This is a genomic window from Pseudoruminococcus massiliensis (assembly GCF_900291955.1).
Taxonomy (GTDB): Bacteria; Bacillota; Clostridia; order Oscillospirales; family Acutalibacteraceae; genus Pseudoruminococcus; species Pseudoruminococcus massiliensis.
In genome coordinates, this window is sequence record NZ_OLMR01000007.1 from 48774 (window position 1) to 63118 (window position 14345).

Annotated in this window: 13 protein-coding genes; 3 read left to right on the forward strand and 10 right to left on the reverse strand. The window is 35.5% G+C overall.

Annotated elements, in window-relative coordinates; translation table 11 throughout:
* The first annotated feature begins 182 nt into the window (after window positions 1-182).
* Window positions 183-1019: a DUF368 domain-containing protein gene (locus C9914_RS09145; protein WP_106764961.1), complete on the forward strand. Its 837-nt coding sequence runs from the start codon at window positions 183-185 to the stop codon at window positions 1017-1019.
* A gap of 8 nt (window positions 1020-1027) precedes the next feature.
* On the opposite strand, the gene C9914_RS09150 is transcribed toward C9914_RS09145, so the two are convergent.
* Entirely contained in the window at window positions 1028-3181 is a 2154-nt protein-coding gene (locus tag C9914_RS09150) for a GerAB/ArcD/ProY family transporter (RefSeq protein ID WP_158707391.1), read from the reverse strand.
* Window positions 3171-4712 carry a spore germination protein gene (locus C9914_RS09155; protein ID WP_242972100.1) on the reverse strand — a complete coding sequence of 514 codons (1542 nt, stop codon included), beginning with the start codon at window positions 4710-4712 and terminating at the stop codon, window positions 3171-3173. The genes C9914_RS09150 and C9914_RS09155 overlap by 11 nt, the downstream gene beginning before the upstream one ends.
* A gap of 186 nt (window positions 4713-4898) precedes the next feature.
* Here C9914_RS09155 and C9914_RS09160 point away from each other — a divergent pair, with 186 nt between their 5' ends.
* Together C9914_RS09160 and C9914_RS09165 are read left to right on the forward strand one after the other, a co-directional pair.
* Window positions 4899-5576, forward strand: coding sequence for a DUF421 domain-containing protein (locus tag C9914_RS09160; protein ID WP_106764965.1), 678 nt, complete (start codon window positions 4899-4901; stop codon window positions 5574-5576).
* Window positions 5573-5953, forward strand: coding sequence for a DUF4363 family protein (locus C9914_RS09165; RefSeq protein WP_022264692.1), 381 nt, complete (start codon window positions 5573-5575; stop codon window positions 5951-5953). Before C9914_RS09160 ends, C9914_RS09165 begins: the two co-directional genes overlap by 4 nt.
* Window positions 5954-6180: 227 nt before the next feature.
* On the opposite strand, the gene C9914_RS09170 is transcribed toward C9914_RS09165, so the two are convergent.
* The 8 genes from C9914_RS09170 to C9914_RS09205 all read right to left on the reverse strand — a co-directional run bounded on the left by C9914_RS09170 (window position 6181) and on the right by C9914_RS09205 (window position 14307).
* Complete coding sequence (locus C9914_RS09170) at window positions 6181-6843, reverse strand: potassium channel family protein (protein WP_106764967.1); 663 nt, start codon at window positions 6841-6843, stop codon at window positions 6181-6183.
* A 24-nt stretch (window positions 6844-6867) separates the two neighbouring features.
* The gene (locus tag C9914_RS09175; protein WP_022264694.1) at window positions 6868-7488 is read right to left on the reverse strand and encodes a potassium channel family protein; all 621 of its coding nucleotides are present in this window, start codon (window positions 7486-7488) and stop codon (window positions 6868-6870) included.
* Window positions 7489-7515: 27 nt separating this feature from the next.
* Window positions 7516-8241, reverse strand: coding sequence for an HAD family hydrolase (locus C9914_RS09180; protein WP_106764968.1), 726 nt, complete (start codon window positions 8239-8241; stop codon window positions 7516-7518).
* Between the two features lie 192 nt (window positions 8242-8433).
* A complete protein-coding gene (locus C9914_RS09185; RefSeq protein WP_106764970.1) occupies window positions 8434-9546 on the reverse strand; it encodes a DUF2974 domain-containing protein in 1113 nt (370 codons plus the stop codon).
* A 225-nt stretch (window positions 9547-9771) separates the two neighbouring features.
* Entirely contained in the window at window positions 9772-10818 is a 1047-nt protein-coding gene (locus C9914_RS09190) for a prealbumin-like fold domain-containing protein (protein WP_106764971.1), read from the reverse strand.
* A gap of 14 nt (window positions 10819-10832) precedes the next feature.
* Window positions 10833-11720, reverse strand: a complete 888-nt coding sequence (locus C9914_RS09195; protein ID WP_106764973.1) for a class C sortase — start codon at window positions 11718-11720, stop codon at window positions 10833-10835.
* Window positions 11721-11722: 2 nt separating this feature from the next.
* Window positions 11723-12610: a class C sortase gene (locus C9914_RS09200; protein WP_106764974.1), complete on the reverse strand. Its 888-nt coding sequence runs from the start codon at window positions 12608-12610 to the stop codon at window positions 11723-11725.
* 140 nt (window positions 12611-12750) lie between these two features.
* Window positions 12751-14307, reverse strand: a complete 1557-nt coding sequence (locus tag C9914_RS09205; protein ID WP_106764976.1) for an isopeptide-forming domain-containing fimbrial protein — start codon at window positions 14305-14307, stop codon at window positions 12751-12753.
* Window positions 14308-14345: the final 38 nt, after the last annotated feature.

Consider the following 14345-nt stretch of genomic DNA (forward strand, 5'->3'; position numbering starts at 1 on the left):
AATATGGCATTATATGAAAATTATTTTTCTGTATAATGGATAAACTCAAAACTGTTATTTTACTAAAATTTTACTAAATTTATAAGAGCATTTTAAATATCTTATTGTATATTAGACCTATAATATTATATAATATATCTCAAAACTGCCCAGTAGCTATAATATTGATTGTGAGGTTGACTATGAAAACTCTATTAAAGGGAATAATTGTCGGAATAGGTGGTATTGCTCCAGGCTTGAGTGGAAGTGTATTACTTGTTATTTTGGGCTTGTATCAAAAAGCGCTCAATGCCATAAGCACTCTTTTTAAGAATTTTAAGAAAAATATTGCTTTTCTAATTCCTCTTATAATAGGATTCGGAATAGGTGTATTGATTTTCAGTAAGGTAGTTGACTTTTTCTTAAATAATTTTGAAATGCAGACTCGCTTTACTTTTCTTGGACTTGTCCTTGGCACAATTCCATTATTTTTTAAAGAAGTTAAAAGGAATGGATTTTCAAAAAAATATTATATATTTATAGTTGTGGCGGCTTGTGTAGGTATTGCACTTTTTTCGCTGAATAGCGGTGCTTTTTCTCAAATAAAAAATCCGAGCTTTTTACAGTCTGTATTATTGGGAGTAGCTGTGGCAGCTTCATCTATTGTTCCAGGTGTTGACAGTGCAATAATATTATCTACATTTGGTTTATATGAGCTATATGTCAGCTCGCTTGCAAATTTAAATTTCAGAGTATTGATTCCTGCCGGATTTGGCTTACTTATCGGTGCTTTTTTAATTTCATTTATAATGAATTTTTTGGTTAAAAATTTCTATACAGCTACATTTTCAATAATATTTGGATTGTTTATTTCTATAATTCCAAGTGTTCTGAATGAAAGCTGTGTATTAAGCTTGAATACTACTTCGGCAATTTCAATATTGTTTTTAATTTTTGGGTTTATCGTTTCTTTCTATCTTGGTAATATTCAAAAAAACAATAAAAGAATAAGTCACATATTCAAACGAAAAGAAATTTGATATTATATCTATGAGCGTACAAAATTTGCTTTAACTGAAAAATCAAGCTTTACAAATTGTAATGCCTCGTGCCAATCTTTGATTTTTTCAAAATCATAATAAAAACCGTTTTGTGCCTTTTTCCCTATTCTAAGAATATCGCTATTATAAGTTTTTATAGCTTTTTCAGCAGTTTCACAACACGATTTTTTCAAAAACTTCTCGACTTCTTCGAGAAGTTTTTTGTTTTGCGAATTACTGCCCTCGGGAAGTTCAAGAGATACTTCAAGATTTTTTGAATAATTAAATATATCTTTATTATGGCTGATATTATTTTCGGACTTCGCTGAAACTATCTTTATAGGCGTTTTTTTATCGTCATTAAGTAAAATTACTGCACCACTTACATTATCCGAAAGAATATTAAGAATTATAGATTCATTTGTCGTAAGCGTTCCGCTCATCTTTCCCTTACAAAATAAAGCGACACCATCAGGAACTATTTGTGTCTTGCTTTCATCAAGCATTAGTATAGGAACAGCAATATCATAAATTCCACTATTATCTGACGCTTTATATTCTTTATATTCGCAGGCTTTGACTGTACCGTTTGAATAATCTCCACCAATCATAGCAATATCTTCGGCGGTCATTGTGTCAAGAACCTTTTCGTTACTTAATATATTTGCGGTATTCCCCTCTGTTACATATATAAGGGCATCAGGTCTTGCCTCAAAGCTATTATTAAAATATGAAAGGACTTCATCAGCAACCGTTGCGGCAGTCTTATTCATAGCTATAAAGCGGTTACTGCTGAGCATAACCTGTCTGCCTGTATTGCGTGAAATATTATCAAAGCACTCTGCAACAGAACCTCCTGATGCAGAAATTATATTAGGTGGTAATGCCTCCTCTGTACTCTTGATATTTAATACCATAGCTGTAAGCGTATATTTATCATTTTCTTTATCTATGCCTATACCCTCTACTATGACTTTTTCGTTAAGCTCTGCCCTACTCATACAGCCTGAAAATGTAAGAACTGTCAAGCCTATTCCTATTGTTAAAATAAGTGCCTTTGCTCCGCTCTTTTTGTGAGTTTTATTTTTCTTTCCGCTTGCTTTTACTACATAGCATATCAGTAAAAATGTTGGTATAAATACCGCTGAAACAAGAGTAAACCATAGCCAGAAATTGATATTAAAGATAAAGCTTGTAAATCCCATATCTGCTGTCACCGTCCCAAATATTAATATTGCTGTTCCGCCAACTATAATTGCAAAGCGTGATGTTCTCTTGCCAAAAGCTTTACCTACACACAGGGCAAAAAGATATAGAAAGAGAGAAAGCCGGCAGAATAAGCCTGCTGTCCACAATCCTATAAACAATGCATCAAGTCTTTGCAAAAAGCCAATATTTACAGTTTTTGCTGCTTGATAAACTGGGAATACGCTATTTTTGAGGTAATCTCCAAGCGAACCTGTTACAAGAATTATTGAAATCATTACTAAGATAAAGATTGAACTGCACCAAAGCACACTACCTTTTGCAATATTTCCTTTTACTATCGGATATAAAACCGCTATCGCAGGTATGCAGGACATTCTTGAAAGCATAAGAATTGTACCATTATAGGTTGAAATATAGCTTGTTGATAAAATTGTACGATAGTTTTCGGTGTTTATAGATGGTGTAAGAGCAAAAATCAGAATAAGAACAGTTGCAATAAGTCCTATCAGAATAAGTCCTGACGCACGAGCTATTGCCTCAACTCCCTTAAATGCACCATAGCACGAGGCTACTAAAACCGCTACTGCTACCGCAAAAACAGGTGCTTCTCCATTAACTCCAAGAGAAACGAATTTATTATAAAGTGCAATTCCGTATCCACAAACCATTATAAAATACAGTGCATAAAACAACGAAATTATAATTGAAAGCCTTTTGAAAATATCTTCACCATATTCCAAGACAGACATATCACGATTCAGCTTCCACAAGAGAAGTGTTGGGATAAGCATTATCAATGAAAGCGGAAAAGCAAATATCGCCGAAAGCAAGTGATTCCACATATCATCACCCGAAGACAACTCGGGGCTGTATGTTATTGTTACGATTGCTCGGCTTATGAACAGCAATACAAAAAGTTGTCCTGCTGTTATCATTCCTCTGTTAGTCGTCATCGTCATCACTTCCTTGAATTTCTGTGCCAGGCATACTCTGAATAGTTGATGTAGATTTTGAAAGCAATTTCCAACCCGCTCTCACAAATACATCTCGCATAGCTGTCATACTAAATGGAGAAACTGGTGCTGTATATGGAACATCAAAGCTTTTCTTTCCGCAGATATTTACAAGCACCATACAGAATAAGAGCATTACTCCCCATATTCCAAGAAATGAACCAGCTATTATAAATAAAAACCTCAAAACTGCTGTCGGAGCGTAAAGGCTCGGAATTACATATGAACATATCGCTGTCAGGGCTACGACCATAAGTGTTGGTGCTCCAATTAAGCCTGCGTTTACAGCGGTTTCCCCTATTACCAATGCTCCGACTATACTTACTGCGTGTCCTAAGGGCTGTGGCATACGCAAACCGGCTTCTCGCATTATTTCATAGACAAAATGAATTACTATTGTTTCTACACCGAGTGGCATCGGCGTTGCCGCTATTGAACCTGCTATTTTCCCTAAAAGCTGTGACGGAAATAATTCAGGGTGAAATGAGCCTACTGCAACATATACTCCAGGAAGCATTATTGCTATAAAAAATGCTATATATTTCAGCCAACGGGTAAATGTCGCAAAATATGCACGATTGGAATAATCATCGAGCGTTTGAAAATATTCTACAAACAAAAACGGAACTATCAGAGCAGAGGGTGTTCCATCAACTAATATCGCAATTCTTCCTTCGGAGATTTTTCCGCAAACTGTATCGGGGCGTTCGGAAATTCCAACCCCACTGAAAAATGAAAAATCACCCTTTTGTTCAAGATAAGGTGCAATATAACCTGAAGCCATAACTGTTTTAAGATTTATTGAATTAAGACGCTTTTTCAGTTTTCGCAAAATACTTGGAGAAACTATATCTGTCATATAACAAAGACAAATATCGGTTTTACTCTCGCTGCCGATTGTCATTGTTTCAAATTTCATTTTTGGAGTTTTCATTCTTCGGCGAATGAGCGACATATTTATTCTTAGCGGTTCTACAAAGCCCTCTTTGGAACCTCTTTGCACTACATCGGAATCCGGTTCGGAAACACTTCTAAAGCTAAAACCTTGTATACCGAGTGCAAGCATTTTTGCGTAACCATCAACAGCAACTACCGCAAAACCTGACATAATAAATCTGTCTACATCTTCAATAGTTGCAATTTCTATCTGCTCGGAAGTACAGAGAACAGTATCGGAAATTTTTCTGAAAGCTTCTTCTGGAGTACCTTCATAGCTTTCATTTGAAACTGGTCTGATTACACCAAAGGCAAGAATTTCCTTATTAACCATACCCTCTATTGTGATTATTCCAAAGCGGATACCATTCAAAGTCATTTTATGAATTGTCAGGTCGGCACTTTTATCAAAACGCTTTTCGAGAATTGCAGTATTCTCATCTAAAGATTTTGAGAGCGGAGTTGTTTTTTCTTCTTTCTTTTTTGGTTCGGATTTTTGATATATATCTTTCAGCTCGTTTATAAAACGATACACAATATCACCTCAGATTGTTATACTCAAGCGGCGAGACGCCGCTCCAAGACACTTAAAATTTTTAAAGGCTTGCAGAATCCCCCATGGGTTTTAAGGGCAATGCTCTTAACCTGTTTTTATTTTGAGGAATTTCTTGCGAATTATTCCACAAATTATTGATACAATATAACTGAAAGGTGTTGAATTATGATTATTTCTGTTATACGAACTATTCTGCTTTATATAGTGATTATTCTTGCGATAAGAATTATGGGAAAACGACAGATTGGCGAATTACAGACAAGCGAACTTGTCGTTACACTTCTGATTTCTGATATTGCCGCAATTCCTATGCAAAATACTGAACAAAGTCTTTTGAGCGGTATTGTGCCTATTCTTATTCTTATCGTCTGTGAAATTATAATATCTTTCCTTATGCTTAAACGAGCTGGTTTTCGCAGAATCATCTGTGGAAAGCCTATTGTTATAATATCTGATGGCAAAATCAATCAAAGTGAAATGCACCGACTTAGAATGAGTACGGAAGATTTATCTGAGGAACTTAGACAACAGGGTATTTTTAACATTGAAGATGTAGGATTTGCTATTGTAGAAACAAATGGCAAGCTTAGCGTTCTTAAAAAGCCCGAAAAGGATATACCTACTGCTGAGGAACTTGGGATAAAAACTAATGATAAAGGTCTTGAGGTCGTTATAATAAGTGACGGAGAAATTTCAAAATGTTCTCTCAAAATATGTGGTCTTAGCAGAGATTGGCTTTTTGACACACTAAAAAAGGAAAACACCGAACTAAACGATGTTTTCCTTATGATTGCCAACGGACAAGGCGAATATAAAATTATTGAAAAGGAGTGTAAGATTTGAAACGATTGTTTATAGCCATTATTTTGCTTTTTATTGTAGCGGGATTATGCACTTTTGAATTTACGCTGAATACAAAAGAATCTCAACACGCTTCTGAATACTTAAAAACAGCACAGCAACAAATGGTTGACGGTAACGAAAAAGAAGCTATCCAAACAATGAAAAAGCTTAAAGAGCTTTGGGAAAGCAATGTTGAATCTATGCTGATATTTATTTCTCACGAAAAGCCTGACGAAATCTGCGAAAATATCGCTGTCGCAGAAAGCTATCTGAAAAGTGGTGAACTCCCTGAATTTTATGCAGAATGTAAGCGTATTGAAAATGAACTTGAGCATTTCAGAGATTTGGAAATTCCTACTATAAATAATATACTATAAAGTTTATATTATTCTAACATAAGTTTTATGGTAGCCAATGCAGAAATTACCAATGAACTACCGATTAGGGCGGACTCCGTCCGCCCTTGAGAGAAAGGAATGTTAAGGGCGTTGCCCTTAAAACCCACCAAAGGCTCTGCCTTTGGAAACCGCAAGCTTTTGAAAAAGCTTGAGCAAAACTTTTAATTGTCTTAGGAAAGTTTATTAGTTAATCGGTGGCTCGGTCATCATTTTATGGCAGTCCATAGTTTTTTAACTGATTTCTGCGAATCATCACCACAGAATATTACTATCTCATCTTTTGAATGAATTACTGTATCTCCTCGTGGGATATACAACTGTTCCCCCCTCACAACAGATACTATAAGAGATGATGCTGGCATTTTTATATCTTTGATTGCATAGCCATCAAGTGCTGAATTTTCTGGCAAAGTAAACGACAATATTGCTGCTTTGCCTTTATTCAAGGTTGCAAGAAGTTGAGCACCAGCGTTTACAACCTCTTGCTCTATCATCTTAGTGATTATTTCTGTGCTACTAACAACTATATCAATATCAAGCTTTCTCATAGCCTCAAGGTTTCTTGGGTTATTGGCACGAGCTATAACTTTAGGAATTTTCAGCTCATTTTTGGCAAGCTGTGAGGCTACTATATTATCCTGGTCACGACCTGTAACTGCTATAAAGCAATCTACATTGTTGAAATCTAAAGAATTAAGTGTTTCTATATTTGTGGCATCTCCGCAGACAACTTCTATCTGAAGTTCGTTTGCGACTTTTTCGCTTGCTTGTTTTGAAATTTCAATAACTGATACATCATATCTTCGGTCAATCAGATTTCTTGCCAAGCTATAACCAAGTCTTCCTCCGCCTGCAATTATAACCTTCATAGCTTTTTTCCTTTCGTACTGAGATTATCCTTCTCTGATATATAGTGCTGTATCCCCTGACTCAACCTCTATATTTGACATCAAGTCATAAATAAGCACTTTTCCGCTTTTACGCTTGATTCCAAATAATGACGCACCATCTTTTAACGGCAAGGCTGAAATCGCTCTGCCTACATATTTATCGTCAACCTTGATTGAATCAATCATAAAATTGGAATTATTAGCAATATTGATGTTATCTCCTCCACCAATAATGGCAGAATAGATAGTATTAGCTGAAATATTGGTCTGGCATATTGTTTTCAGACCAAATTTATTTTTGAAGGCATTTTCACGATAGGAATTAGTTATTCGGGTAATAACATTTTCTACGCCAAAAAATTTCTTCACAATCTGAGAAACAGTTATATTGAGGTTATCGTCTGATGTTACTACTGCAACAGCATCGCAACTTTCTACACCTGCATCACGCAGAACATCCATATCCATAGCTATGCCTGTTACAAAAAGTCCATCAAAATCTTCATGCAGAAGATGTATTCTATCAGGATTTTCGTCAACAACAGAAACATCGTGACCATTTCTATCAAACTCATTTGCAAGAACAGAACCTAAGTTCCCACAACCAATTATGAGTATATTCATAATAAGGAATCCTCCAAAACGGACATATTATTTAAGTAAAAGTTTTTTGGCTTTTTTAAGGCTGCCGTCCATAACCTTATAATCAGCGAGAAGCTCGCCCTCAATTTCAGGAGATATATTTGTATGAAGATAGAGTGAAGCAAGTCCTGCATCGTGTGAACCCTTTATATCGGTTATATAATCATTGCCAATCATAATTGTTTCTGATTTCTTTAGTTTATAGCGTTTGAGAATTGTCTGATAGAATTTTACATCAGGCTTTTTGCAGCCCTCATCAGAAGAAATTACTATGCCATCAAATTCATCATAAATTCCAAGAAGCTTTAATTCTGGCTTTGTGAATGAACTTTGTGCGTTGGAAAGTAAATAAACCTTTCCGCCTGCCTCTTTTAAAGAACGAAGTAAATCTAAAGCACCGTCATAGAGCTTAATATACTTTAATGACATTGCACGAAATGATGCAGCCAAAAATGCAGCTAATTCATCGCTACATTCTGCTCCTTTTTCAGTTACAAGCCCCTTGAAAACGTCAATAAGCTCTAATTCTGGCTCATTTGTGTACTTTGTGGCAGGAACAGCCTTTTTTGCTTTTTCGCAAAGTTCATTATACTTACTTTGAAGTTCCTTTGTTTTATATTTTGCACCATACATAGCAAGAAGATTCTTAAAACTATGCCAAAGGCTTTTTTTGCCCTCATCTGTATGAATATCTACTAATGTTCCATAAAGGTCGAAAAGATAATTTTTATACATAAAATTTTTCTCCAATCCAAATGAACTTTACCCTATTTTAATATATTTTTGAAGATAAATCAACAGCTTATAGGATAAAATTTGTTTATTTTCTCATTTAACAAAAGCTAAAAATTTCACCAATTTTTTAAGTAAAACCTATACCTCTGATAATGAACTAAACTTAAAGCTGCTATGAACTAACAATCTACATTATTTAACAATCAGGTCTTTATTTATGACAACCTGCAATAGTCCTACTCTTGTACTCTTTAAAAGCGACATAAAAACTTGAGTTAATGCCTTGCGTGTAGGCTCATCAAGGTCTTTGATTGATTTCAGCATAGTTATTGCATTCATAAAAAGATTGCCTTCAAGTTCTTTTACAGTATTGGCATTTGTCTTTGTAAGAATTGTATACATAGTATCAACAAACTTCTCCCGCTGTTCATAATCTAAATTTGCAATCCACGCTTTGAGTGTATAATCAATAAATCTGCTTGTATTATCAACAGCCTCAAGGCAAATAAAACTATCTATCTGCACACTCCAAGAATAAAGGTCGTGCTGTAAAAGTCCAAGTTGCGTACTATGTACAATGATATATCTTTCTTCGTGATTAAGCAACATTCCTACGACAGATGATTGAGGCACAAAGGTATTAACTTTATTGCAAATTCTCTTATAGCCATCTTTTTGCAAAACTTTTTCATCAAAACCTGGTCCATCAAAATTATAAACGATTTCTATTCTATTTTGAACAGCCTCACTACAAAATGCCGCTGAATAAACTGCAAGATTTCCACCCTTTGAGTGTCCACCGACAAGCATATTTTCACTATGTCTTGATGCGATTTTCTCTATATAATCAACAGCTAATTCTTGTGCAGGCACTGGAAAGACAAAGCCCATATTGAAATCTTCTTTCCAACCTATAAGTGTATTGTCTGTTCCTCGGAAGGATATATAAAGCTCATTTTCATTGATTTTTATCGTAATAGCAGAAAATTGCGTCTGCGTTTTCTCATCAATTTTATTTATATAATCAAACAATTTCATACTATTAAAACGCTTACTATTCAAAAGTTCATTCAAAAATTGAATATCCTCTTTTTGTATGACCATATTTTCTATATTGGGATAGGCTATCAACTTTTTTGCCATTTCTGCGATTGTTATTTCTTTACTGGAATTTTGATTCATTATAAGCTCAAACGGCAAATAAGACAATCTTGCAAGAATAACTCCATCAACATCATTAAATTCTCTTTCACTAAAGGATAAATCGCCACGCCAGAACATATAATCAAAAATATTATTCGCCATTACATTTTCTCCATAACTATATATTAGTAATTATTTAAAGTTTTAATAAGTATAAAGCATTTCGCTGTCTGTGGACAGAGCTAAGAGCCTTGCCCTTGACCTATAAGCCTTTGAAAAAAGGCTTGTAGCGAAACTTTTAATTGCCACAAAATTTCTAGTATTGATTAAACTAATATGCACCCTGAAAGCAAGTTATACTTCCACGGTGCATATTAAAAATCATTTTTATTTATTGTTCTTTCTTAAAGAATAGCTCTTAATTATTGCAAAAACAAGCAAACCTGCAATACAGAACATAAATATATATGGTGTATTATTTGAGTCGTCAGAAGTTTTTACAGGTGGTGTTGGTGTAGACGGAACTGAACTATCTATAATCTCTTTAGTATTAACAACTGTTAATTCTGCAATAGTACCCGCTCTACGAATATAACGGTCATTTTCGAGCTTGACTGAACCATGATTTGATAATGTAAATTCACGAGGAGTTGAATCCAGTACATATCCGATTGGAGCTTGAGTTTCTATAAAACGATATGTTCCAAATGGAAGTTTCTTAATAACTATCTGTCCTTGTGCATTTGTAGTTAAATCCGAACCGTAAGATTTCCAATAATAATTGCCCTGAGCATCTGAACCCTTCTCGGTATTATCTGGAATACTTTCGGTATTATTATAATAAATTTTGCTCTGGAAGCTGAAAGTTGCTCCAGCAAGAGGCTCTGTATTATCGCCACGCTTATTCAAAATTACTGCGGACTGGCTGAAAATTGAATTATCTGCAAACTTTGCCTTTATATTGACATCATATATTTCTTGATTATCGCTCATATAAGGCATAACTGTTATTGACGGCTGAATTATATATTCATCATCTTCATCAGGCTGAATTATAAGATATACCTTATCTGCTGAAAGATTTGTGAAATATGCCTTTCCGTCAGATTGAACTTCGTTTACTATGCCAGAAATATTATTGCTTTTTGCATATTCTTCAAGTGTATAGCTGATTTTCTTAGCTGTACTTGTATCTGACCAACCATCAAAAGAAACTTTGCAATCTTTGAAATTATCATTCATTACATAGCTTCCATTGACATAATCGGCAACATCAATCAACTTTAGCTGTGTACCTTGAAGTATTTCGTTTACCTCAACGGTTATTGAGCCAAGCTTTGTATCGGCTGCATTAACACCTATAACCGAAAAGCTTATTGCAAAGGCACATAACAGAAACATTGCTACGATTTTTTTCAGATATTTATATCTCATAAAATTTCCTCCTGCTAAGATTTTTGTTTTTCTTTGCTTGCTCTTTTTTTATTTTTGCGTTCTTTGCCTACTGGCAAGAAAAGTATCAACAAAATTATTGCTATAATTATTATAGCAAGAACAATCACTGCAATAGTTACTATAACTTCTACTGAAAGCTGTTCTTCTCCGTCATCTTGTGTTGGCGGTGTGGTAGCAATTTCTTTTGCTTCTTCTTCGTATGGAATACGAGTTCCACGAACAAGAAGTCTGTGGTCATTGATGCCATATGGTGTACAAGTTAAAAGTGTGACATAGTCCTCGCCTTCGACAATCTGTATATCACTATCGTCTTCGGGCAAAACCACCTTAATCTGGTCAACCTTATATGCAAGAACCTTTCCAAGAACATGAATATAAAATACATCGCCAAGTTCCATTTTATCAAGGTCTGTGAAAAGTTCCGCAGATGGCAAGCCTGTGTGTGCCGGCAAAACTGCATGTGTGCTTTTTCCACCAACTGGAAGCGATGTTCCCTCCATATGACCTACGCCCTTTTGGAGAACCTCATCGGACATATCGTGAAAAATCGGCAGATAAATATTTATTTTAGGAATATCTACATAGCCGATTGCGTCTGTGACGGTTAGAAGTGCTTCGTAGTTTATTACTGAAAGTGATTGCGTATCTTTTTTTGCAAGGGCTTCGTTATAATCATTTGCTTTTTTTTCGAGGGCTTCAATTTGTGAGTTGTCCATTTCCTTGACGGCATTATTATATGAGCCAATTTCTACACGAGATGTATATACCGAAAGCCAATTACTAACTTTCGGGTACATAAAAATTGCAATACCAACAAGTAAAAATAGAAAGATGAACACAAGAGGAAGCCTGCGTTTTACACGCTTTTTTATTGTTCCCATTGCTATTCCTCCTGTTTTTCATCTGATTGCTTATCTTTAATGCGTTTTTCCGCTTTTTTACGGTCATTATGAAGTATTATACAAGCAATAATGAAAACGATAATAGCAACAAGTACAATCGCACCGATTACGAGAATCTGATTGATAACATTTTGAGAGAGAGAGTTATCAGATGTAGGCTGGTCGGGAATTTCTGAAGTACTTCCGCTATTTTCATCAGGAGTATATGGAACACGAGTTCCACGCACAAGAAGTCGGCGGTCATTTATGCCATAAGGTGTGCAAGTTAATAGTGTGACATAGTCTTCGCCAGAAACAATCCTAAGAGTATCTGTTTCATCTGGCTTAACATCTTGAATTTTATCAATCTTATAAGCAAGAACTTCATTCAAGATATGTATATAGAACATATCGCCTACTTCGACTTGGTCAAGCTGTGTGAACATCTCTGCACTCGGCAAACCCGTATGTCCTGAAATTACACTATGCGTGTTTTTACCACCAACTGGCAAAGAAGTATTTTCGAGATAGCCACAGCCCTTTTCAAGAACTTCATTAGAAGTTCCGTAATATACTGGCAAATAGATATTAACCTTTGGTACATCTACATAGCACATTATGCCATCAGTGCGGTTAAGACACTTTGCGTCTATATCGGTTTTCGAGCCACTATAAAGGCTTTTGTTATACTCATTAGCCTTAGCGAAAAGCTCATCAATCTCTGATGTATCGAGGTTTTTAACCTCATCATCATAGCTGCCGATAACAACATTGGCGGTCATAACCGAAACCAAATTACCCACGAATGGATAAAGAATGGACGCAACACCAACGATAAAGAGTATTGCCATAACAAAGAGCGGCCATTTCTTAAGCTTTTTGTGTTTCAAGTTTTTACGCCCTTTCGCAAAGTTTTCCGAGAGGTTTGCCCCATTTTTGAGCCAAGCCCCTTGGAAAACCTGCTCCGTCCAAAGCGGAAGCGGAGCAGATTTTAACGATTAGCTAAGTAAAATTAAAGAATAAGTATAAATTATTCCTCAATCTTTCTCTTCTTCATATAAACGATAAGCATGATACCAGCTACGAGTACTACGCCTGCACCAGCAACTGTGAAGATGATTGTACCCATTCCACCTGTGCCTGGGAGTTCCTGACCCTTAATATTTACAATTGTCTTCATATTATCATTTTCAGTATCTGAAATTTTATCAGTACCTGTAAATTTATATGCACCTGTGTACTTATTAGAAGCAGTATCTTTAATAGCCTCTATTGTAATAGTGACATCATCAGCCTTTTTATAGTTAGCAGGTACTTTGGTTTCTGAAATTATGTATGTGCCAGCTGGAAGGTCTGTAATTGTGATTTTACCTTCAGCATCTGTATATCTTTCCAAACCAATAGCATCACCCTTTGTTACGCCAGCATCAGTAGCAGGATTCGTCTTGTAAACTGTAAAGCCAACACCTTCAATTGGGTTACTTGCTTCATCAGTCTTATAGATTATAAGGTCTGTTCTATAAATGTCTGTTTCATCTTTAAGTTCACCACTACCGCCACCTGTTGCATAATCATTAGCAAAATTAAGTGTAGCGTCATTAGGAATAGCATCCTGAGAAGCTGCATGTTCATTAACATCAGCCTTGAATGAAACTACAACTGACTTATCCTTATTATTTACAACATAGGCATCATCAAATGTAATTTTAAAACCTGTTCCTCCATTTTTGCCTGTAGTAACACTGTCATCAATGACATAAGTACCAGATGATGTAGCTACTTCTGTGTTATCAACTTTAACTACAATATCTTTAAGGGTAATACCTCTGCTTGGATCATCAGTAATAACAAAGTCTGTAATATTTAAAGAAGGACCGTCAGTTCTATTAACAGCTGCTACAACTTCGTCACTATATGAAGGGAAGTTTGTTTTAATTTCGTATGTAACTTCTGAACCTACAGCAACCTCAGCAGACTTATGTTTATCTAAAGTACCATCAACAGTACCCTGACCATCTTTAACACTTACAATGTTTTTCTCAAATGTGAGGTCAGATGATTTTGCTGTAAGTGTTTTAGCTGCATCTGTAACAGAAACAAGTATAGGAGCAGACTTCATTTGTGTTCCTGTTGTTGTAACAAGGTAATAACCAGGAGCAAGAGTTAAGGAAGAACCACTTGCAAGGTCACTTCCATCTGTAACAGTAGAAGCACTTGAACTTGCGGTCTTTAGGGCATCAGCAAGATTCTTAAGATCAGAAGCAGATGTAGAAGTGCTAAGGACTGAACCATTATAAGTTAATCTCTTATTATCAGGATTTACAGCAAGACCTGGAACATTAGTAAAACCAGTTTCAAGGGTATACTCATATACACCACTTGCATCACCAGTCTTATGAGCCGCAGAGGCTACAAGATATACATTGTATTTTGCACTTGATAAAGTAGATGGCATTGTAACTGTTTGAGCTGTTAAATCATCATAACCTGGAGCAGCTGCAAAAGCAGTCATTGGTACCATAGAAGCTGCGAGAACAGCAGCAACGGCAGCAGCGGTCATTCCTTTGAAAATTTTCTTAGCTTTCATAATTTTTTACCTCCATATCGGATAATATTATTTTGTGC